The sequence below is a fragment of the Pseudoalteromonas sp. RWi3 genome (assembly GCF_054960735.1).
Map to the genome: position 1 here is coordinate 28398 of NZ_JBHNYL010000015.1, position 22725 is coordinate 51122.

The window sequence follows — 22725 nt, forward strand, 5'->3', positions numbered from 1 at the left end:
TTGAGGTGTGGTGGGTATCGGTATAAAATAATTCCAATATCAGTTTTTCATGGAACAAGACAATGGGTTCATTACAAGACCAGTTACTTCAGGCAGGGTTAACAACGTCGCACAAAGCAAAAGTGGCAAAAAGTGAGAAACGAAAGCAGCAAAAAAAACAAAAGAAGGGGGCAACCAGTAACCCCAGCGATCTGCAAAAACACATTCAACAAACAAAGTTAGAGCAACAAAAGAAAGCTGAAGAGTTAAATCAAGCGCGCCAAGGCGATTTAAAACAACGTGAGCAAGTTGCACGTGTTAAGCAAATTTTAGAGCATCACAATCAAGATGAGATCCGCGGTGAGCGCACCTTTAATTTTACTTATGAGAATAAAGTAAAAGAACTCGATGTGAATGAAAAAACTCAAAAAGCGTTGTCAGGCGGGCGTTTAGCAATTTGTGTTCTTGAAGGTCAGTTTTATGTGCTTGAGGATGAGCCTGCACGCAAGGTGGCTGAAGTTGATGAAAAGTATATCGTATTTCATGTTGAGCCAGACGATAAAGATAAGGACGATAATGACCCATATGCTGACTTTGAAGTACCAGATGATCTTGTGTGGTAATAGCGCACTAGGCTGAATAAGTTGTATTTGGCATAGGCCGTGTATGACGATAAATAAGTATGGTAACTAATCTTTTTATTTGTTTCTTTTAATCACACTTTAGTTTATTAAATAGGTTATTTTTAACTAATATTGGTACACTAAGTGAAGTGTACCTAAGAAGTATCAGTGATCTACACAGTGTATGAATCACGTACAAATTAGCAAGTTAGTGTGCATGGTCTACACTTAATTGGACAGATTTCTAAACCGTTAAAAAGAAGAGAAAATATAATGAGCAAGATAAAAACAGTACTTTTAGGGGCAAGCCTTGCTGTGGCTGCAAGTGCTTCATTTTCAACAATGGCTGCGGACGGTGAAGCGCTTTATACCGCTAAAAATTGTCAAACATGTCATGGTGCTGAAGGTAAATCACCTATCATGGCAATGTATCCTAAGCTAAATGGTCAAAACAAAGAATACTTACTCGCACAGATGAAAGACATTAAGTCAGGTGCTCGCGCAAACGGCATGAGTATGGCAATGAAAGCTATGGTTGCAAATGTATCTGAAGAAGAAATGGCGGCAATCGCTGATTACTTATCAAATGTTAAGTAACTGACACGTTAAGCTGACTCTTAGTTAACGCTAAAACAGCCACATCAATTTATTTGATGTGGCTGTTTTGTTTCTAATGGTTGATTGCAACCTTAGACTGCTTTAGACTTCTATACATCTATTTCGCATTGTACTCAGTGTGTTTATACAAGGCATAAATATGTTTGAATTACCGCAACTTGATTTAAAAAATAAAGTATCAGAACAGGAGTGGCAGTTACGTGTTGATTTAGCCGCATGTTATCGTTTAGTTGATCACTTTCGTTGGGGTGATTTAATCTACACGCACTTATCGGCACGACTACCTGGCACTGATCATTATCTTGTAAATGCGTTTGGTCTCACATTTGACGAAGTAACGGCATCAAACCTGGTGAAAGTGGATTTATCGGGCAATATCTTAGATGACACTCCGTTTAAAATTAATCCGGCTGGTTTTACTATTCACAGTGCTATTCATGAAGTGCGTGACGACGCCCACTGTGTTATTCACTTACATACTAAAGAAACCATCGCAGTAGCAACGCAAAAACAAGGCTTGTTGCCACTTAGTCAGTATTCGATGTTTTCTTTACCATCATTGTCTTATCATGGTTATGAAGGGCTTGCAGTGAATGATGATGAAAGAAAACGACTGCAAGATGATCTTGCTAATACTAATCATATGTTATTAGTAAACCACGGTGGACTTACTGTTGGCCCAACAGTAGGTGATGCATTCATGCGTTTTTACGACTTACAACGCGCCTGTGAAATCCAGTTGTCTCTGCAAGCAAGCGGCGAAGAAGTCACGCCAGTACCGCAAGCTATTATCGACAATATTTATAATCAAGCCAACGTTGTTCACAGTGGTAGTACAGGTGGTCAGCTAGCTTGGCCTGCAATGCTACGTAAAGCCTATCGTCTTGATCCAAGTTTTGCTAATTAAGGAGTTTTCATGAAAGTTAATCGCGTTGAAGTATTTGATATCCATTGCCCTGAGCGTCCAGCGTGGACTCCTGTATTTGTTCGTATTCACACGGATGAAGGCATTAGCGGTGTTGGTGAGGCGGGTCTTGCGTACGACTTAGGCCATAGTGCCGCTGCTGCTATGATCAAAGAAATGGCAGATGCGTTTTTGATTGGGCATGACCCATTTCAAACAGAAAAGTTATGGTCACGTATGCTACGTGAAAGCTTTTGGGGTTTAGGAGGCGGTCCGGTCGTTTATGCTGCGATGAGTGCTATTGATACTGCGCTTTGGGATATCAAAGGTAAAGCACTTGGTTTACCTGTTTACCAGTTACTTGGCGGCAAAGTTAACGATAAGCTACGTACTTATGCCTCACAATTACAGTTTGACTGGGATAGTGAATTTAAAGCACTCGTGCAACCACAAGAATATGCAGAAGCCGCTTTAAAAGCGATTGCAGAAGGTTACGATGCCGTTAAAGTTGACCCTATTCAGTATGATAAAGACGGTAATACTTACTATGACCGCACCAAGATCATTTCACGTGCTGAAATGAAGCTTTATCGTGCGCGCATGCAAGCGATTCGAGAAGCAGTAGGTGATGAAGTTGATATTATTTTTGAATGCCACAGCTTGCCGGGAGCAACATCTGCCATTCAAATCGGTGAAATAGCTGAAGAATTTGATTGTATGTACTACGAGGAGCCGGTTAACTATTTAAATCACTCATTACATGCAAAAGTTGCAGATAAAGTTGCCGTACCAATTGCCGGTGGCGAACGTTTATATAACCGTTGGGGTGTGCGCCCATACCTTGAAGATCAAAGTATTGATGTATTACAACCTGATATAGGTTTGTGTGGTGGCTTTACCGAGACTAAAAAGGTGTGTGATTACGCGGATATTTTTGATGTACGTATTCAGGCACATGTGTGTGGCGGCCCGGTTGCGACAGCTGCATCATTGCACCTTGAGACAGCAATCCCTAACTTTTTAATTCATGAGCATCACACTTATGCAATTAAGAAATGGAACCGCGAACTATGCTTACAAGATCCGCAGCCTAAGAATGGTTTCTTTGAAGTATCAGAAGAGCCTGGCTTAGGTATTGAGCTAAATGATGAGATTGTAATGCGCTCACAAAGAGTAGAGATTAAATAATCAGCTACGGGTTTCTAGCTGCGAGAGGCGAGCTGAATTGAGTCCGCTTTTTGATGGGGGAGATCCTTCGAAAAATAAAACGACTTAACGTATAAGTTTGAATGTAAAATAACTATTGGCTGGAAGCTGCTAATCTAATAGCGCTTCCCAGTCGATAAAAGGCTCAGATTAATTATTTTGGCTTTGATAGAATTAAATCTATTTTTATATTCAATTCACAGTACTAAAATTTTGCCCGAAGCCCGAAGCCCGAAGCCCGAAGCCCGAAGCCCGAAGCCCGAAGCCCGAAGCCCGAAGCCCGCACCTAGTTATTATTCACCTTACATTTCACATCCGGCAATGGCTCAGTCGCTTTGCTATCTAAATGGCGAACAAAGCATTGATCATTTTTGATCAGTAGCTCAAATCTATCAGGCATATTAAGCTGTCTGCCCATAATTGGGTTACCTAATTCATCCGTTTTAGTGACGTTATCCACTACCATGAGGCTGCGTTGCATAAATACATCTTTTGCAACGGCAATATTATTACTGCGCATGAGTCGTGCTATACCTTGCGCAATTAATTCGCTTTGAGGCTCTTGTAATAGTGCATGCTGTAATTTGGGCGTAGGCTTATCAGCTGGTGCTACACAGCCCAATAACAAGGTGCTACTTAGTATGCAAATACCGAAAGTGTTTTTCATTATACGTTCACTCATTTTCAGCTTTAGGTAACACTTTGTTCTGCTCTGCAAATGTGATGGCTCGTGTATCAATAACATAAGGCGTATCACTTTGCTGTGAAGGCGCAAAACCTTGCAGGCTGGCCGTTGATGTTGGCGCAGGGCAATTACCTGTTTCACGGTAATTAAGCGCTGTTGCCAAGAGTGCTTCATTAGGATCGCCTAACTGACGAGTAAAGTCATCAGCCACAGCACAACCAGCAACACGCACGGGTAGGCGTTCGGTGTTAACCGTATTTTGTGGGGCAAAGCCATCAGCATACTCACCAAAGCCCTTGTTGTTTTCACCGGTAAATTGAATGGTAAAATAGGTAACGTCGCAGTTATCAGTAGCATAAAACCCATACGGTTTACCACAGGTACCAGCTCCAATTTGTATTACGTCGATATCAGCCCCCCGCAAACCATTAATAATAGCTTCACTAGCTGAGCATGTACTACTTGTTGTGAGTAAATACACGCGCTCTAAGTTGAGGGTGGGTAGTTTAGTTCCGGGGTTAAGACTTGGATTTTCAGCAAAACCGACAAATTCATCGGTAAATAATACGGGCTCTAAACGCTCACCTGTTACAGGGTTGAACACAGGGTGTTTATCGTTAAAAATAGTGCGTTCAAAAATTTTATTATTAGTATTCGCATCACCTGCAATCATGTAAGCCACTTGGCTTGCCATTTGTAAAAAGCCACCGCCGTTGTAGCGAATATCGATGATTAAATCAGTGACATTATTATTTTTTAAAGTATTAAACGCATCATATAAGGGTTTTTCTGCAACTGCATTATGGCTATTAAATTGAAAATAACCGACCTTACCATCAGCCAGTGTTTTTACGTTAGTCACTGGCTGAGTTGCTATTGATTGAGCGGTGAGCGTGACTTCTCGTATTTCAGATGTGGTAACGCTCTTGAACGTAAACGAGGTGACTTTACCCGACTCTTTAGGGAATAAGCCGGCATTAATCGTGTCGACGTCCTCTTGTGTGCTGGCATTTACAAAGTCGACACCGTCTACTTCTATGATTTCAAAACCACGAGTGAGGTTCGCTCGACTAGCGGGGGAATTAGGCTCTGTGTAGCTAATAACTGCTTGGCGAGGTGCTGTTGGGCTAATTATTTTAGTTTTAAACCCATAGCCAAAGGCGATCCCAGACTGACTTTGTGCTTGCCATTGTGCTGTGGGTAAGCTGGAATGAAAGTTGTCTTTATTAGCACCAGAGTTAGTGATTTCTTCTGTTTTTAATAGTTGAAAGTAATCAGCAACAGATTCTGTAAGTGCAGGGTCACGATCAATAATCTCATCATACCAAAGGTAGGATTCGTTGCTCCATGAGCGGAGCCAGTGCTTTTCGTTAAGTGCTTGGCATTGTTGCTCAAAGTTACGCGATGATTGAAATTCACCTTGTGTCCAATTAATGACAGTTGGCCCTGAAGAGTTGCTGTCAGAGGAACCTGAGCCACACCCAGATAACACACTCAACGATAGGGCAGATATGACTGTTAGTTTATATTGTGATTTATTCATTAATCGCACTCACACTTAACAACTTAAGTAGAATATAGCGCTTTTTATTTGTACAAGATAGTCACATTATATTGAAAGTCGATAAAAGCGAAGAGCGTTGTCGTAACTCAGTTTTTGCCATAGGGTATGATTCTTACATAACGCAAAGTGGCTTTGCCAAATTGCTTCATAACTTTGCTCAATTTGGCAAACCGGGAAGTTACTAGCAAACATAACGCGTGATTGGCCAAATTGCTGGATAATAAAATCAAAGCAAGTGTGTTTTTGCCTGGTTGATAGAGGGAGTAGTTCAAACCCCGAATACTTAATATACACGTTTTGATTATCTGCTAAAGCTTTGACTCCTGTTTTCCAGCCATCTATTTTTTGAGGTAACCCGGCATGATTAATAACTATTCGTAAATTGGGCAGCTGTGCGCAGTAGTCAGCAACGCGTTGGCTAACAGAGGTGTTTTCTAACTCAAATTGCGCTTCAAAATGTAATCCTAACTTGGCTAAGTAAGCTAAGTTGGTAACAGTGTTAGGGTTTAGTAAACGCGAGCTCTCCTTTGCTTGTGTGATGTCTCTGATACCAACAAGTGATGGGTGCAATAATTTTGCAATTGCTTGTTTGAAAGTTTCAGGACAATCATCAATTTTTGCATAGCCAATTGCTCTATATTGAGTCTGGGCTAAGTGTTTACTGAGCCAAATTAACTCTTCAATTGGGCGATCATTATTAAACCCAGCCTCTATGTGAACAAGGGCCTTTAACTCAAATGGGCAATGCTGTATTAACTCAGCAGTAGTAGTGGGTGCTTTTATTTGGTCAAGGTGTGGCCATGGAGGCGGTGTGCCTCCTTGTAACCACCTGTATTCACCTTCAATCAGATTGAAAAAATGCACATGGGGGTCAATTATTTTATTATGCATTTTATTCACCTAACTATTGAGCTGTGTAGCCGCCATCAATGTTTTGTAAGCTGCCGGTGATAAAGCTTGCATTGTCACTTGCTAAAAATGCTGTTAAAGCGGCCACTTCTTCTGGCTGCCCTAATCGGCCTAGTGGTTGTAATGAACCTTCTTGGGCAACGATATCAGCTTTAATGGCGCCACTACTTTTGCAGTAGGCGTCAATAGCATTATGAAATAAAGGCGTTTCAATTGTGCCTGGGCATACAGCATTGGCACGAATGTTAAAAGCTGCATAATCTAAAGCCGTTGTTTTTGCCATCGATGCAAGGGCGTGCTTTGTCAGGTTATAAGCAAAAGAATTGGTTTTGCCTATACTTGCTTGGTCAGAGGCGATAAAAATTATCGCTCCATTTTTTTGCGCTTTCATACTCGGCAATACTGCCTTTACAGCGGCGTATGCCCCTTTAACATTGAGCGCAAACAAAGAGTCAAAAGTTGCTTCGTCGGTGTCTTCTATCGTCGCGCTAAGATGCTTACCTGCGTTCGATACGAGTACATCAATACGGCCTTGGCTTTGTGCTATTTTTGCGATTGCCAGCTCTACGTGTACGCTTTGGCTAACATCGCATTCATGCCAAGTACCGTATTCACCATTTTGAATGTCTAAGTTAAATACCTTGAAGCCATCACTTTCTAAGCGCTGGCAGATAGCACGACCAATACCTAAGCTTCCACCGGTTACTATTGCAACTTTTGTCATTATTTGTCCTTAATTAGTGATTGTGACCACAGCCGCCTTCGCTATGAACGTGTCCATGAGACAGCTCTTCACTCGTGGCTTCACGCACCGAAATAACGTCTACATCAAACGTCAATGTCTTGCCTGCAAATGGGTGGTTTAAATCACAATCAGCATTAAAGCGGCCAACTTTAACAATAGTAACTTGGTGCTTACCTTGGTTTGAATGCACCATAGCAGTCATGCCTGGTTTCCATACTTTGGTATCGCCTTGTAAGTGCTTAAGTGGGATACGTTGAATTAAATCATCAACGCGTTCGCCATAAGATTCACTTGGTGCTAATGTCACGGTTAAGTTGTCGCCGGCAGATTTGCCTTCAAGGGCTTTTTCAAGACCTGGTAGCATACCTTCAAGACCATGAATATAGCTAAGTGGCGCGTCGTTTTTACTGCTTTCAAGTTGCTCGCCCGCTTCACTCAAGGTGTAGTGAAACTCAACCGCTGAATTTTTACTGATTTGCATGCCAATCTCTTATAGAAAAATATAGATAAAGGCTAATTTTACGCTAATTGTGACAGATCTGAAACTATAGACTATTGTGGCTTAGTTAAGGTTTTTTCTAACCCCGAAAGCATACCTTCGGTATTAATTTTGGGAGTAGGCTTTGTTGCTTGAGGTAAATGAAGTACTAGTAAAGCACCGGGCTTTAAAATACTGGATGCACTAATCTTGTTCCACTGAGCTAAATCTTTGTGAGGCACATCATATAACTGGCTTATTCCCCATATAGTGTCACCGGGTTTTACTTGATATTCCACGGCAATGGTGGGTATGGCGATTTCAGTGTGTTCAAGATATGGGCTAATTTTATAATCTATTGTTAAAGTGTCAGGCATGGTACGTGGTTGACCTACAGTTAACGTTTCACCAATGTTAATTAGGTTTGATAGCTTATTATTCATCATCTTTAACTTTTTAACTGGCATGTCAAAGCGACGCGCAATGGCATATAAAGTATCCCCTTGTTTTACAATATACTCTCCTGCAAAGTTACGTTTAAAAAATTGACTTGTCAGGAGGTTTTGCTGTGCCATAGGGATTAAAAGGGTGTGGGGTCCATTTGGTGAGCTTTGATTTTTTAAATATCCAGAGTTGAGCTTGTGAAGTTGCTTGCGGCCAATACCAGATAAATTAGCTATGACTGAGAAATCAAACTGCTGGCCAACATCAAATTCTGTTGTGATTGCTTTGTTGGCTAATTTAGGGCGCTTTAGGCCTTTATTGGGGTTTTGTACTAAGTAGCTTAGGGCAAGAAGCTTTGGTACATATTCAGCAGTTTCTTTGGGTAAATTTAATGACCAATAATCAGTACTTTTACCACGTTTTTTATTTTCCGCTATGGCACGTTTTACTCTTCCTTCACCGGTATTATATGCAGCTAAAGCATGTAACCAATTACCATTAAAACGCTTGTGTAGGTATTTTAAATAGGCCAGTGCAGCATCAGTCGATGCTAGTACATCTTGGCGGCCATCGTACCATTGGTCTGACTTTATCCCAAAATGATGAGCCGTTGCGCCAACTAGCTGCCAAACACCAACAGCATGTTGGGATGAGCGTATTGCAGGTCTAAAGTCACTTTCTACAAAGGGTAATAAAGCGATTTCCATAGGGAGCTTTTGTTGCTCTACTTTTCGTACAATATGATATAAGTAAGGGGCGGCCCGTTTATTAACTGTTGTTAAATAATGGGGTTGTTTAACATACCATTTGATACGCTTTTTTAGTGCTTTGTTGAGGTATATTTTAAACTGTAAATTGTGTGCAATATGCTGCCATAAATCAGTCTGGCGCTGATTTTTTGTTGCTGTTGAGGTGATTTTTGGCGTTGTTTTCTCTGGCGCTTTTATACCTAACGGCGCATCGATAATGTGAGTTTTTAAGGTTGTAGTCGGTAGTGTGTTTGATGGCTTAAAATGATTAAAAATAACCGGGGCTTGAATTGTTTCATCAGATTCAACTGGGTGCTCGATTGTTTTACATCCGAAAAGCAAAATAAACATTAGCAATAAAGCACAAAAATATCTGCACATAAAAAACACCCAACTTCAGACCTTGTTTAAGTTTAGCACAACCCTGTGCGGCTGCTATTTTGACTGTTTAGCACGTTTAAGTCCAGCTTGCAGAAACATTGGGTAAGCTTTGGCTGAAATATCATCGGTAATGTACTGGTCAGCAAATTGTTTTTTAAAACTTTGTTGAAGCTCAGTTAAGTTTTGTTCTGGGGTGTTTTGCACATGCTCTTGTATGGCAGTTAAAAAAGCGTGGGATTGCTGAAGGCTTTTTACTGTTAATGGCTTACCGTGGCCGGGTAAAATAATCTGCTCAATTGTGCTTGTAGTTAGTTTTTTTAATAATTCTCGCCAGCTAGTTAAATTTCCGTGCCCAGGGTAAGGTAAATAGTCGACAATATCTCCACCGACCAAAATTGTTTTTTGCTCTGCAAAAAGCATTAAATCAGCATCAGTATGTGCTTGGTAAGCATTGATTGTTATAGGGTAGTTACCTAAATCCAGTGCGAGTGAGTCAGTGACTGTTAAAGTAGGTGAATGCAGTGCGTACTCTCGCCAACGCAGCAGTCGCTCTTTAGCTAATTCAAGTTTATCACGCCAGGCTGGTTGCTTATCTTCAGGTTGCTCGGCTAAGCGCTGATAGCTTAATTCAATACTTTGCTGGTAGTTGTCTAACTTATTGGTATATGTCTGTTGAAAATCTGTAAAGTTTGCTGCTAATTTTGTGTGTGTAATTAATTTAGCATTTGGGTAATGATGCTGTAATACCGCCATCCCAAGCAGGTGATCGTCATGAAAGTGGCTTGCGACTAAATAACATAAAGGGACTTTAAGAGTTTGCTTTAGGTGTTTTACCGTTGCCTCAACGGCTGAAAAATCACCACTAGCATCAAACATGAGTGCGCAACTATTGCCCTTGATTAGTATTTGGTTTGAATCGTAAAAACGTAAATTAGCGGGCTGTTGAAAAAAATCGACTTGGTTAGATATTTTTTGCCATTGCGCATTAGCCTGATTGGCGGAAAAAAAACAGCTGGCCATGACGAACAAGTGAGTTAAACGCGAGCTTAAAAATTGGTGAGCCATGCATCCATACCTAAATTAAAGTTGCTTTTTATATGTGAATCATTGTTTAGCATATAAAAAAACAAGCGCATAGTGCGCTTGTTTATTTATGATTAGAGTCGTTTAAATATAAACTAAGTTTATCTATAAGCTCATCTTGTTGTTGTTGTGCTGTTGCTTGTTGCTTTTGCACTTCTAACAACTCGTGGCTGATGTTCAATGCTGCCATAAGCAAGGCTTTTTGATCGTTTCTTACGGTAGAGCGTTGTTTCATTTGCTCTACTAAATCATTGAGGTGCTTTGCAGCAGCAATCAGTGCTTCCTCTTGGCCTTGTGGGCAAGCAAATTGCTGCTCTTTGCCAAGTAGTTCAACAGTGACCCGCTGGTTTTGCAACTCAGACATTAGCTAGCCTGTTGGGCGCTTTGCAATTTCTCTAATAGGCCGCTGAGTGTTGAACTAGTGTCTTTTTGCTTTTCTTCGCTATCAAGTACTTCAAGCTGTAAGGTTTCATTTTCGTCAATTAGCTGACCATTTTTTTCAGTCAGGCTTTTTACTTCGGCTTGTAGCTCATTGTTACGAGTGATTAATTGGTCGATCAGTTGTTCGAGTTGAGAAAGAGTTTCGTTGTTCATAAAGGCGCTCATATAACTGTTATTAATAACTTGCAAATGTAAAGCAAAGTTACACTATATGCTAGCACTTACGCAGCTTTTAGCTGTTTTTTATTTAATGTTAAGGAAAAATTCAGCTGGTTAGCTTCTTTGTTCAGAATTGGTTCACTTTAATTGCTTGTGTTGTGATGTTTAAGGAGGATATTAATTTCATCATAGACTCGTATCTTAGGTAAGCTTGGGTATAATGAGACCGTTCACAGCTCCTATCAATTGGTTTATAGCGAAACTTAAATTATGCTCAGTTACAGACATTCATTTCATGCTGGAAATCCAGCCGATGTTCTTAAACACCTCGTGCTTGCGCAGGTATTAAGTTATCAAACAATTAAAGATAAGCCACTTGATTATATTGACACTCACTCAGGGGCGGGCTTTTTTGAATTAGCTTCTGCTGATGCGCAAAAAACACAAGAATTTCAAGATGGCATTGCAAAGCTTTATCAGCACAGCAGTGGTCACGAAGCTTTAAATGACTATATAGCATTGATTAAATCCTTTAATGAACAAGGAGAGCTTGCTTTTTATCCAGGCTCACCAAAAATAGCTGAGCATTATTTACGCCGCCAAGATAAAGGGTGGTTTTTTGAGTTGCACCCTAGGGATCTGGTATTACTGGAAGAAAACATGCAAGGCAAGCGCTCAATCCGTGTACGTGGTGAAAATGGTTTTGCGGGGCTTATCGGTTTGTTACCCCCAGCATCACGCAGAGCCTGCGTATTGATTGACCCACCTTATGAAATCAAAGACGACTACGATACAGTTGTTCAAACGTTAGTTAAAACTTATCAACGCTTTGCTACGGGTACTTACATGATTTGGTATCCAGTAGTTGATAGAGAACGTATTGATCGTATGGAAGAAGGACTTATTGCATCGGGTATGCGTAATATTCAATTGTTTGAATTAGCAACCCAAGCTGATACTGATGTACACGGCATGACAGCATCAGGCATGATTGTAATTAACCCACCTTGGAAGTTAAAACAAACCATGGATACAGTGTTACCTGAACTAGTGGATTTGTTAAGCGATGCCAGCGGCTTTTACCGTAGCGAACAGTTAGTTGAAGAATAACCGTGTGAACCTGTTTTAAAAACACCCAACTTTGCTTGGGCGTTTTTATGCAAGAGTCTAATTAAAGTACGTTGCTTGGAAGATTGCTGTGACTTCACCTGCTGCATTTTTCATTGTGAGTGTTTCACCATCAATAGCAAATTCGCTGGCGGTATCAAGCACTGCTGACATCGTTGTTTCAATATTCATTTGCTCAATACACATTTTTTGAGTGCTTGCTAACGGCTTGAAAGTAAGCGTTTGTTCACTTACTTCGTAGCTACCAGTAAAGTTATTACATCCTAAAAAACCATGTGTAGTGCCATCGGCTTTAAATTGAATAAAGGGCTCTTTGGTTTTCACCTTAACAGTTTCACCATTGAAGCTTATAGCTTTCCAGTAAGTGTTTGTTAGGTTTACGTCTGGCTTAAGTGCAGCGGCTTTTGACACGATAACTTTATAAGGTTGATCTGTTTGCTGTTGCGCAAAAGGGTTATTACTGGTTGTGCTAATGTAAAGCAATTTGCCTTGGTTTTCGATACGTGCACTAACGCTGTAACGATGGCCAGCTTTAATTTCTGACTTATCATACTGCAGCGATACATCATAAGGCGGACCACCATTGAGCTCTAAGGTTTGCTCGCTAATAACATCGGATTTAACGTCCATTTTAGACACATCAGAAAGCTTAACGGTCATTACGGAGCCTGGTGGTAACATGCTGCGGTCTAAATAGGATACTTGGGTATTAAGCGTCGCCATTGTTTTTTGCTCTGCTGTATTGTCAGATGCATTCTCCTGAGTACAACCAGAAAGGGCAATACTTGCCGTTAATAAAACAAGACAGCCTAATGATGATTTTTGTAATGACATAAATTTTCCTTGAATGAGCTAAAGCTTGCAGTATATGCGACTGAAAACCCTGCAAGCGTATTCCTTTCACACTTAATCTTAGCTTAACTCTCAAAAAATGGGCACATGGCCCATTTTGAAAAATTAAACTGCAAGGTTGAGCTTATTTTTTTACATACTTGGTCAAAATAACTATACGTTGACCGTCTACACGCCCTTCAATGTGCTCAGGGTTGCTGGTTAAGCCAATGTTACGCACGGCGGTACCACGTTTAGCAACCAAGCTACTTCCTTTAACATCAAGTTCTTTGATAAGAGTAACAGTATCGCCAGCTTGTAAAACTACACCATTACTATCAAGGTGTTTAATATCATCTTCTTCAGCAAGAACTTTTTGTGCCCAGCTCAGCGTGTCTTCTTCAAGATAGATCATATCTAAAGCGTCTTGCGCCCAGCCATTTTCTACTGCAAGACGAGTAAGCATTCTATAAGCGACTACTTGCACGGCTGGCGTCTGGCTCCACATGCTGTCATTTAGGCAATGCCAATGTGTTGGTGTTAGCTCAGTAGTTGATTCAATTTGGTTTTTACATGTCTGACAAACAAAAATGCATTTATCTGAATGTGCTTCAGCAACTGGTGGTACTTCATAAACTGATAGGTTATCGGTTGCACTACATAACTCACATTGGTTATTGCTACGCTCAATTAAAGTGTGTTCAATACTCATATTTTAGATTCTTTTAGTGTGGGCCTAGATATAAAGCAAGTATACCACTGTCGAGTCCCAGAAAAACATATCCCTTAAAAATGTAAGGGTATTTTTATTATAATTCATTAAATCAGAAAGTTCTGGTTGCTTTGATTGAAGGGAATTACTACTTTTAAACACAGTTTATACATGCAAGCTTCTAAAAAATCACTATACTAATTTAATATATGAATACTCAATTGATGAACCTCAAAAGCAGCCGCATCAGAAGGGCAAGAAATGTCGAATACTAAAATAACAAAAACAATGCCCACTATGGTGACGCAATACATCGCACGCCAACCAATTTTTAATGCCGAAAAAGGCATTTTTGCTTACGAGCTATTATATCGTGATTCAGTTAATAATGTGTTTCCTGCAGGCACCTCAGATGGCCAAGCCACGGGGCGATTATTTTTTAATGCGCTTATGCTGATAGGGTTAGAAAAATTAACAGCAAAACAATACGCGTTCATCAACTTATCGTCAGACGCCTTATTGGAAGACTTTCCTCGTTTATTACAGCCTAGTAGCGCTGTTATTGAAATTGTCGAGCGTGCCAATAACATTGAAAAGGTTACCCATCGCGTTAAATCTTTAAAAAGTGAGGGTTACACGTTTGCTTTAGATGATTATGATGGCGATGAAAAGTGGGAACCTCTTTTGGAGCTTGTTGATTATATAAAACTAGAAGTTGAAGAGCCCATCATTAAAACTAACATGGCGTTAAAAAAGCTTAAACGCCGTTTTCCTGGGTTAAAAATAATTGTTGAACGTATAGAGACTCATGAACAATTTTTATCGTTAAAAAACGCTGGATGCGACCTCTTTCAAGGCTTCTTTTTTGCACGCCCAGAAATGCTGACGTACCAAAATGTTGAGCCGTCAAAATTGGCGGTTTTTGATTTATTAAGATGCACCTCACGATTGGATCTTAATTTTGATGAAATACAGCAGCGAATTGCAAAGGATGTAGGTCTCACTGCACGGATTCTAAAACTGGTTAATGCTCGCTCAGAGAGTAAGAGCTTAGTTATTACGTCAATTTCACAAGCTGTTATCTACTTGGGTGAAGACGCTATTCGCCAATTTGTGCGGGTACTTGCTTTAAGTGAACTAGGGGTAGATAGACCAACTGAATTAACTAAACTTGGCTTAATACGTGCGCACTTTATGCAGCTAATGCTGGAACCCGGCGGCAAGGACATGTCAGAGCAAGGCTACTTAGTCGGATTAATTTCAATCCTTGATGCGATACTAAACATAGAGCTCGATGTTATCGCAAAAGAGTTTTGTTTGGGCGATGAGCTATCAGGTGCTTTGCTTAACTATAATGGAATGCTTGGTGCAACATTGCAATTAGTTCGTGCTGTGGAAGAAGATAATTGGCCCATGGCGGAGCAATTGCTTGAAACAATTCGCCCAGCTTCAAATATAGAGGTTGTCTATAATATTATGCTTAGTGCGCGAGAATATGGTGATGAGGTGTTAGCGTCTATTATTGAACAAGTATAACAGTTTCAGTACTATGCGATGCTATTAACCTTTTTTGAAGACGATTTATGCGTAAAATTTTACCACTAGCAATTATACTTATAGCACTCGCATTATTATTACCAGGTATTACGCAACCTGTTTTAACTCTTGAGGGGAGAATAGACAAGTCGCAATTAGCTCAAGTGGGCATTGAAATGCTAGCAGAGGAAGGTGACGTAAGTACCCGCAATATGCTGATGATGGCATCTAGTATGCTAGGGCTTGATAAATTGGAAGGTGAAATTAGCGCTTACCAAAAAACACGGAGTATTTGGGGCACGGTTAATGAACTGGCAGATAACAAGAATTACTTAGTCGCAGCATTAGTGGCATTTTTCTCGATAGTGATCCCAACCTTAAAATTATTAATGCAATTGTTATATATTTTTTTACCAGTGAATAAATTTAAGCACATGCTTGGCCAAATAATACAAGGTGTCACTAAGTGGAGCATGGTCGATGTATTTGTGATTGCCATAATCGTGGCTTATCTTGCAGGGAATGCTGATGGCCAAATGGGTGAGTTGATCAACATGCATGCCGAACTTGGTACAGGTTTTTGGTATTTCACTGGCTATTGTTTATTTGCCATCGCCGCTAGCAGCTTAATTAAAGTTACGCCAAAAAATAGTTAAACATTTGTGTTAACTAAGTAGTTATCATAAACTTCGCTAGAACCTAGAACCTAGAACCTAGAACCTAGAACCTAGAACCTAGAACCTAGAACCTAGAACCTAGAACCTAGAACCTAGAACCTAATTTATAAAAGGCATTGTGTTGCAACGTATTCACCAGAGTTTATTGGCCATAGTTTTGTTATTCACGTTAGTGGGTCAAGCTGTTGCGTCTGTAACTATGTCGTGCGAAATGCCCCATATGAGTCAACCCCAGTCGCAAGTTGTTGATACTACTGATATGCACCATGACATGTCGGCAGGTATGATGAACATGGATTGCTGCGATGACGATGCAACAAACAACCAAGAATGCGCTTGCCCAATGAGCGCCTGTAGTACTCACTCAATGTTGAGTATGAGTAACTTATTTACCACCGTGTTGCTCAGTGCCGAGAAAGTGCAACTCTATACCCTGCAAGACCAACATTACATAGCCAGCTCGCTATATCGCCCTCCTATGTCTGCTTAATTGCAGGATAGGTGCGTCTAAAATTTACTAAACCATATTAAAAATCGCCTATTCCTGCCTCTAAATTAATCATTTTTTTAATTTATAGTGGAGTAAGTGATGAATCACTTCGCAGTACTTAAAGCCAGTTTTTTAGCGCTTTTGCTAACAACGGCAAGCTCAGCATACAGTAACGAATTAAGCCTTGAACAAGCGCTCGATTATGCGCTTAATAACGAACCGTGGCTGACGGCCAATAAATATCAACAAGCTGCTGTGCAAGCACAAAGCTTAGCTGCAGGCACGTTACCTGATCCGGTATTAACCTTAGGGCTGATGAATTTACCAACGAATGGCTTTGCTTTCGATCAAGAAGGCATGACCCAGTTAAAAGTGGGTGTAAGCCAAATGTTTAGCCGTGGTGACAGCCTTGAACTTAAACAGCAAGCTTTAGCTCAATCAGCGCAGCAATATCCTTGGTTGCGTGCCGACAGACTTGCACAGGTTAAAACCATCATTATTGAATCTTGGCTCAATGCTTATCGTGCTCAGCAAAGTATTGCGCTGATTGAGCAAGATAAAGGTTTATTTACACAATTGATTGATATTACTGAGTCAAGTTATGCCAGCTCGGTAGGTAAAACCCGCCAGCAAGATATTATTCGCGCGCAGTTAGAATTAACCCGCCTTGAAGACAAGCTAGTGATGTTAGAGCAGCAATTTGAAAGTGCTAAGAAACGGATGTCGCAATGGCTACCGATGAGTATGTTAACTCAACCTGTGAGTGCTAAGCGCGGTGATATAAAGCCATTGGTTGACTTTGCAGAGCTTAAATTTGAGCAACTCATGAAGCTGTTGATGGCACATCCTGCCATTGTTGCCATAGAGCAAAGCATTACTGCCAAGCAAACCGAAGTTGCAGTAGCTAAACAAGGCTATAAACCACAACTTGGCGTAAATATGGCTTATGGCTATCGCGATGACACGCCGATGGGCGACTCCCGTGCCGATCTGTTCTCTGTAGGTATTAGTATTGATTTACCGCTATTTACCGACAATCGTCAAGACCAGCAAGTCAATGCTGCTATTGCCATGGCAGAGTCGGTAAAAACAGAGAAATTGCTCGCACTACAAAAGCTCAAAGGGATGTATTTTAAAGAGTTTAGTCAGCTTGCAAGGTTACAGCAGCGTGACGCGCTTTATCAAACAAAGTTATTGCCGCAAATGGCAGAACAAGCACAAGCGACATTAAATGCTTATACCCGCGATGATGGTGATTTTTCAGAAGTGATGCGTGCTCGCATTAGCGAACTAAGCGCCAAAATAGACGCATTGAACATCCAAATAGATCAACAAATTATCATAGCTCGGTTGAATTATTACGCCAGTAGTAAAGATGTTGCTGTGATGGCTGAGCTACTTGCAGGAGAGCATAATGAACACTAATTTAAAACTGCTTATCGCCGCACTCTCTGGTGCAGCCATTGCGGCAACGAGTTTATCCTTACTGACTAATCGTACAGATACATCCATTACTAACACACAGAAAAAACCCCTGTATTGGGTTGCCCCTATGGATAGTAATTACCGCCGTGATGAACCAGGACTTTCACCAATGGGTATGGATTTAGTGCCAGTTTACGCTGAGAGTGAAAGCAACAACCCAGATGGCCCTGGTGCTGTAACAATATCTCCTGCAGTAGTGAATAACCTCGGCGTTAGAACCGCAAAAGTACAGCTCAAAGCACTGCAAAGTGAAGTAAGAACCGTGGGCTACATACAATATAATCAAGATCAGTTAGTGCACATTCACCCGCGTGTAGAAGGCTGGATAGAAACTTTGTACGTTAAAGCTGCTGGCGATAAAGTTGAAAAAGGTGAACCGCTATATACCTTATATTCACCGCAGCTGGTAAACGCACAAGAAGAGTTTGTACTGGCAGTTAATCGCAATAACCCAGTACTGATCCGTGCGGCAAAGGCGCGCTTAAAGGCATTGAATGTGTCAGACGGTTTTGTTGAGCGTTTACAAGCAAATAAAAAAGTGATGCAGAACATTACCTTTTACGCCCGTCAAAGCGGTGTAATGGATGAACTTAATATCCGTGAAGGTTTTTATGTGAAGCCCGGCACTTCAATGATGAGTATTGGTCAACTAGATGAAGTGTGGGTCGAGGCAGAAGTGTTCGAGCGCCAAGCGCAGCTTATAGAAGTGGGTTTACCGGTTACCATGACTCTTGATTATATTGCCGGGCAAAGTTGGCGTGGCAAGGTTGATTATATTTACCCTACCCTTGATGCTAAAAACCGCACGCTGCGGGTGCGCCTGCGCTTTAACAATAAAGATCATCAACTAAAGCCAAATATGTTCGCGCAAATTAGCATTCATGCCAAAGCCGCACAGCAACAACTTATTGTGCCTAAAGAGGCAGTGATTCGCACCGGCTCGCAAGACCGCTTAGTAGTGGCGCTAGGCGAAGGTCGCTTTAAATCAGTAGCAGTAGAACTTGGTCGCAGCGATAGTGATAACACGGTTATTTTAGCCGGTATTAAAGCAGATGATGAAGTCGTCACCTCAGCGCAATTTTTGTTGGACTCAGAATCAAGCAAAAGCTCCGATTTTAAACGTATGCAAACACCGGCGCCAGTTACTAGCGTGTGGGGTAAAGGCGAAGTGAATAGTGTTATGGCAGATCATCGCATGGTGAATATTAGTCACGAACCAATGGGTGAATTAGATTGGCCTAGTATGACCATGGACTTTACCGTTTCCGATGGCGTTGATTTTCAGGCGCTACAAGCAGGGCAAGCTTTGCATTTTGAGCTAACAAAAAAAGCGGATGGTAACTACATAATAAGCGCAATTCATATTATGGATTCAACCCATGTAATGAATGAAGCTGACAACATGGCTACTGTAACGGGCACTATCAATACTATTGATAAAGACAAACGAATTGCCAATATAAGCCGCGGCGCAATTAAGAAATGGAATCGCGGTCCTGCCACTATGAACTTTGTATTTGCTAAAAATCTCGATTTAACCGGCTTAGTCCCGAAGCAACAGCTGACTTTTACTTTTAGTGTGCAAGCGGGCGAATTTATCATCCAGCGTATTGATATTGCATCAAGCATGCAATCACACAGTAATCATTAGGGGGCATTATGATAGCAGCAGTTATTCGATGGTCCGTTACTAATCGCTTTTTTGTCTTGTTACTCACAGCAATGTTAATCGGTGGAGGTATTTTTGCGGTAAAAAATACCCCTATTGATGCCTTACCTGATTTATCTGATGTGCAGGTGATTGTAAAAACCTCATACCCAGGGCAGGCACCGCAAGTAGTGCAAGATCAGGTGACTTTCCCACTTACCACCGCGATGCTCTCAGTTCCTGGGGCACAAACAGTGCGTGGTTTTTCATTTTTTGGTGACTCCTACGTATATGTCATCTTTGATGAAAGTACAGATTTGTATTGGGCACGAAGCCGAGTGCAAGAGTATTTAAGTCAAGTCTCTAGCCGTTTACCTGATACCGCAACCGCCGAGCTCGGCCCAGATGCCACGGGCGTTGGTTGGGTTTATTTATATGCGCTGGTGGATAAAACCAATCAGCACGACATTAGCCAACTACGTAGCTTGCAAGATTGGTTTTTAAAGTTTGAATTACAAACCGTACCCGGCGTATCAGAGGTTGCCTCTGTTGGTGGTATGGTTAAGCAATACCAAGTTAATGTTGAGCCAGATAAACTGCGTGCTTATGGTATTCCGCTAAGTTTAATCCAAACCGCTATTAAGCAAGGCAACCAAGAAATGGGCGCCTCGGTAATCGAAATGGCCGAAGCCGAATACATGGTAACCAGCACGGGTTATATCAAAAGCTTAGCTGACTTAGAAGCCATTCCATTGGGCGTGAACGCTAACGGCACACCACTGCAATTGCGTGATGTCGCTGATATTCGTCTTGGACCACAAATGCGCCGTGGTATTGCTGAGCTAAACGGCGAGGGTGAAGTTGCTGGTGGCGTAGTGGTAATGCGCTTTGGCGAAAATGCGCAAAAAACTATAGAGCTGGTAAAAGCAAAGCTCGAATCACTAAAAAAAGGCCTACCTGATGGCGTTGAAATTGTGCCTGTGTATGACCGCTCTAATTTGATCCAAAATGCCGTGGATAACCTCTCCAGCAAACTGCTTGAAGAGTTAGTGGTGGTAGCCTTGATTTGCTTAGTTTTTTTGTTTCATGTGCGCTCGTCCTTGGTTGCAATAATCACCTTACCGCTGGGAATTTTAACGGCGTTTATCATTATGTATTGGCAAGGCATTAACGCTAATATTATGTCGCTCGGCGGTATTGCCATTGCTATTGGCGCGATGACCGATGGCGCAATCGTTATGATTGAAAACATGCATAAACATATGGAAAAAACTCCACTAACCGATGAAAACCGTTGGCAAGTGGTTATAGATGCCGCCAGCGAAGTCGGGCCTGCGCTATTTTTTAGTTTAATGATCATCACCGTAAGCTTTATGCCGGTGTTTATTCTAGAAGCCCAAGAGGGGCGTATGTTTTCCCCTTTAGCGTATACTAAAACTTATGCCATGGCAGCCTCAGCAGGTCTTGCAATAACTTTAGTGCCCGTATTGATGGGTTATTTTATCCGTGGCAAAGTCATTTCAGAGCAGACAAACCCGGTCAATCGTTTACTGGTCAACATCTACAAACCATTACTGAATCTGGTTTTACGATTTCCTAAAGTGACCTTATTAATGGCTCTGTTAGTGGCGGTTATTGGTTTTTACCCAGTGAACAAAATAGGCAGTGAGTTTATTCCACCGTTGGATGAAGGCGATTTAATGTATATGCCAACTACTTACCCAGGTTTATCTATTGGTAAAGCGCGTGAGATTTTACAACAAACCGATAAGCTCATCGCCACAGTACCAGAGGTGTTAACGGTATTTGGTAAAGTCGGGCGAGCAGAAACCGCCACCGATCCTGCACCATTGACCATGATTGAAACCTTTATTCAGCTCAAGCCTAAAGATCAATGGCGCGAAGGCATGACCTTAGAAAAGTTGAAAAAAGAACTCGACGGCTTAGTGAAGTTTCCAGGCCTGACTAATGCGTGGGTGATGCCGATCAAAACCCGTATTGATATGCTGGCAACCGGGATTAAAACGCCAGTAGGCATTAAAGTCGCGGGTCCAAATTTGAATGAGATCCAAAAAATTGGTCAGCAGATAGAAGTCTTACTTAAAGATGTTCCCGGCACGGCTTCGGTTTATTCTGAGCGAGTAGCGGGTGGGCGTTATATTAAGGTGGATATCAACCGTGAAAAAGCCGCCCGTTATAGCTTAAATATTGCCGATGTGCAGCAAGTGGTTTCCACTGCAATTGGTGGAATGAACGTTACACAAACGGTCGAAGGGCAAGAACGTTATCCGGTAAACTTACGTTACCCGCAAGATTACCGTGATTCGCCAGAAGCTCTCATGTTATTACCAATTGTCACGCCAACAGGGCAACGAATAGCGCTTGCCGATGTGGCTGATGTATTTATTGAAGACGGCCCTGCGGGGATTAAAAGCGAAAACGCACGTTTAAACGGTTGGAGCTTTATTGATATAGATGGCATTGATATTGGCAGTTATGTAGATAATGCGCGTCAAGTGCTGGACGAAAAGCTAGAGTTACCAGCAGGTTATTCAATAACGTGGGCAGGGCAGTATGAGTACATGGAGCGCGCCAAAGACAAGCTCGCGTATGTATTACCACTGACCTTAGCGATTATTATTGTGCTGTTGTATCTCAACTTTCGAAGCTTTGTTGAAGTAACCATAATAATGGCCACCTTACCGCTGGCAATGATAGGCGGTATCTGGCTCATGTACTTAGAAGGCTTTAACTTCTCAGTCGCCGTGGGAGTGGGCTTTATTGCCCTTGCCGGGGTCGCGGTGGAGATTGGCGTCATTATGTTGGTGTATTTAAACCAAGCCTACAATGAAAAGTGCGCGCAGGCACAACAAGCAGGTAAAGCGCTTAGCTTTGTAGAACTTAAACAAGCCATAGTTGAGGGAGCTGGGCTGCGAGTACGCCCTGTGATGATGACCGTCGCCACTATTATTATTGGTTTACTCCCCGTGCTATACGGCACAGGCACTGGTAGTGAAGTAATGAGCCGTATTGCTGCCCCTATGGTCGGTGGTATGTTCAGCGCGATAGTATTGACATTGTTGGTTTTACCCGCGGTATATTTACTGTGGCGAAAGCAATCATTGAGGTAGTTTGAACTGTCTATAACTTTTACAGGTGGTGTGTAACTTGTGCTTTTAAAAGTGCGGCATGTTTCGCGCCACATGTATTTGTTATTGATTTTAAAGGATTTAATTCTTTGGCATGAAAC

At 41.5% G+C, this 22725-nt stretch carries 22 protein-coding genes; 11 read left to right on the plus strand and 11 right to left on the minus strand.

Annotated elements, in window-relative coordinates:
* The first annotated feature begins 62 nt into the window (after nucleotides 1–62).
* From ACFI4Z_RS15805 to ACFI4Z_RS15820, 4 genes are all read left to right on the plus strand, one after another.
* Nucleotides 63–602, plus strand: a complete 540-nt coding sequence (locus tag ACFI4Z_RS15805; protein ID WP_462671414.1) for a DUF2058 domain-containing protein — start codon at nucleotides 63–65, stop codon at nucleotides 600–602.
* 273 nt (nucleotides 603–875) lie between these two features.
* Nucleotides 876–1199, plus strand: coding sequence for a c-type cytochrome (locus ACFI4Z_RS15810; protein WP_462671415.1), 324 nt, complete (start codon nucleotides 876–878; stop codon nucleotides 1197–1199).
* Nucleotides 1200–1359: 160 nt separating this feature from the next.
* Nucleotides 1360–2127 carry a class II aldolase/adducin family protein gene (locus ACFI4Z_RS15815; protein ID WP_462671416.1) on the plus strand — a complete coding sequence of 256 codons (768 nt, stop codon included), beginning with the start codon at nucleotides 1360–1362 and terminating at the stop codon, nucleotides 2125–2127.
* 9 nt (nucleotides 2128–2136) lie between these two features.
* Entirely contained in the window at nucleotides 2137–3312 is a 1176-nt protein-coding gene (locus ACFI4Z_RS15820) for a mandelate racemase/muconate lactonizing enzyme family protein (RefSeq protein WP_058560482.1), read from the plus strand.
* A 304-nt stretch (nucleotides 3313–3616) separates the two neighbouring features.
* Here ACFI4Z_RS15820 and ACFI4Z_RS15825 read toward each other — a convergent pair whose 3' ends face one another.
* From ACFI4Z_RS15825 to zapB, 9 genes are all read right to left on the minus strand, one after another.
* The gene (locus tag ACFI4Z_RS15825) at nucleotides 3617–4012 is read right to left on the minus strand and encodes a hypothetical protein (protein ID WP_462671417.1); all 396 of its coding nucleotides are present in this window, start codon (nucleotides 4010–4012) and stop codon (nucleotides 3617–3619) included.
* Entirely contained in the window at nucleotides 4005–5567 is a 1563-nt protein-coding gene (locus ACFI4Z_RS15830; RefSeq protein ID WP_462671418.1) for a S41 family peptidase, read from the minus strand. The genes ACFI4Z_RS15825 and ACFI4Z_RS15830 overlap by 8 nt, the downstream gene beginning before the upstream one ends.
* A 57-nt stretch (nucleotides 5568–5624) precedes the next feature.
* Nucleotides 5625–6470, minus strand: coding sequence for an amidohydrolase family protein (locus tag ACFI4Z_RS15835; protein WP_462671419.1), 846 nt, complete (start codon nucleotides 6468–6470; stop codon nucleotides 5625–5627).
* Nucleotides 6471–6483: 13 nt separating this feature from the next.
* A complete protein-coding gene (locus ACFI4Z_RS15840) occupies nucleotides 6484–7212 on the minus strand; it encodes an SDR family NAD(P)-dependent oxidoreductase (protein WP_462671420.1) in 729 nt (242 codons plus the stop codon).
* 13 nt (nucleotides 7213–7225) lie between these two features.
* A complete protein-coding gene (locus ACFI4Z_RS15845; protein ID WP_394193779.1) occupies nucleotides 7226–7714 on the minus strand; it encodes an FKBP-type peptidyl-prolyl cis-trans isomerase in 489 nt (162 codons plus the stop codon).
* 71 nt (nucleotides 7715–7785) lie between these two features.
* A complete protein-coding gene (locus ACFI4Z_RS15850) occupies nucleotides 7786–9285 on the minus strand; it encodes a transglycosylase SLT domain-containing protein (protein ID WP_462671421.1) in 1500 nt (499 codons plus the stop codon).
* A 54-nt stretch (nucleotides 9286–9339) separates the two neighbouring features.
* Entirely contained in the window at nucleotides 9340–10350 is a 1011-nt protein-coding gene (locus tag ACFI4Z_RS15855) for an MBL fold metallo-hydrolase (protein ID WP_462671422.1), read from the minus strand.
* A gap of 82 nt (nucleotides 10351–10432) precedes the next feature.
* The gene (locus tag ACFI4Z_RS15860) at nucleotides 10433–10732 is read right to left on the minus strand and encodes a cell division protein ZapA (RefSeq protein ID WP_394193776.1); all 300 of its coding nucleotides are present in this window, start codon (nucleotides 10730–10732) and stop codon (nucleotides 10433–10435) included.
* Nucleotides 10732–10962: a cell division protein ZapB gene (gene zapB, locus ACFI4Z_RS15865; RefSeq protein WP_394193775.1), complete on the minus strand. Its 231-nt coding sequence runs from the start codon at nucleotides 10960–10962 to the stop codon at nucleotides 10732–10734. The genes ACFI4Z_RS15860 and zapB overlap by 1 nt, the downstream gene beginning before the upstream one ends.
* A 276-nt stretch (nucleotides 10963–11238) precedes the next feature.
* Here zapB and ACFI4Z_RS15870 point away from each other — a divergent pair, with 276 nt between their 5' ends.
* A complete protein-coding gene (locus tag ACFI4Z_RS15870; RefSeq protein WP_462671423.1) occupies nucleotides 11239–12078 on the plus strand; it encodes a 23S rRNA (adenine(2030)-N(6))-methyltransferase RlmJ in 840 nt (279 codons plus the stop codon).
* 57 nt (nucleotides 12079–12135) lie between these two features.
* On the opposite strand, the gene ACFI4Z_RS15875 is transcribed toward ACFI4Z_RS15870, so the two are convergent.
* Both ACFI4Z_RS15875 and ACFI4Z_RS15880 read right to left on the minus strand, forming a co-directional pair.
* Entirely contained in the window at nucleotides 12136–12930 is a 795-nt protein-coding gene (locus ACFI4Z_RS15875) for an META domain-containing protein (protein WP_462671424.1), read from the minus strand.
* A 142-nt stretch (nucleotides 12931–13072) separates the two neighbouring features.
* Nucleotides 13073–13639, minus strand: a complete 567-nt coding sequence (locus tag ACFI4Z_RS15880) for a PhnA domain-containing protein (RefSeq protein WP_462671425.1) — start codon at nucleotides 13637–13639, stop codon at nucleotides 13073–13075.
* 261 nt (nucleotides 13640–13900) lie between these two features.
* Here ACFI4Z_RS15880 and ACFI4Z_RS15885 point away from each other — a divergent pair, with 261 nt between their 5' ends.
* The 6 genes from ACFI4Z_RS15885 to ACFI4Z_RS15910 all read left to right on the plus strand — a co-directional run bounded on the left by ACFI4Z_RS15885 (nucleotide 13901) and on the right by ACFI4Z_RS15910 (nucleotide 22606).
* Complete coding sequence (locus ACFI4Z_RS15885; protein WP_462671426.1) at nucleotides 13901–15175, plus strand: EAL and HDOD domain-containing protein; 1275 nt, start codon at nucleotides 13901–13903, stop codon at nucleotides 15173–15175.
* A 47-nt stretch (nucleotides 15176–15222) separates the two neighbouring features.
* A complete protein-coding gene (locus ACFI4Z_RS15890) occupies nucleotides 15223–15831 on the plus strand; it encodes a paraquat-inducible protein A (RefSeq protein ID WP_462671427.1) in 609 nt (202 codons plus the stop codon).
* 139 nt (nucleotides 15832–15970) lie between these two features.
* Entirely contained in the window at nucleotides 15971–16342 is a 372-nt protein-coding gene (locus tag ACFI4Z_RS15895) for a hypothetical protein (protein ID WP_462671428.1), read from the plus strand.
* Nucleotides 16343–16441: 99 nt separating this feature from the next.
* Nucleotides 16442–17767, plus strand: a complete 1326-nt coding sequence (locus ACFI4Z_RS15900) for a TolC family protein (RefSeq protein WP_462671429.1) — start codon at nucleotides 16442–16444, stop codon at nucleotides 17765–17767.
* Entirely contained in the window at nucleotides 17757–19478 is a 1722-nt protein-coding gene (locus tag ACFI4Z_RS15905; RefSeq protein WP_462671430.1) for an efflux RND transporter periplasmic adaptor subunit, read from the plus strand. The genes ACFI4Z_RS15900 and ACFI4Z_RS15905 overlap by 11 nt, the downstream gene beginning before the upstream one ends.
* 8 nt (nucleotides 19479–19486) lie before the next feature.
* The gene (locus ACFI4Z_RS15910) at nucleotides 19487–22606 is read left to right on the plus strand and encodes an efflux RND transporter permease subunit (RefSeq protein WP_462671431.1); all 3120 of its coding nucleotides are present in this window, start codon (nucleotides 19487–19489) and stop codon (nucleotides 22604–22606) included.
* Nucleotides 22607–22725: the final 119 nt, after the last annotated feature.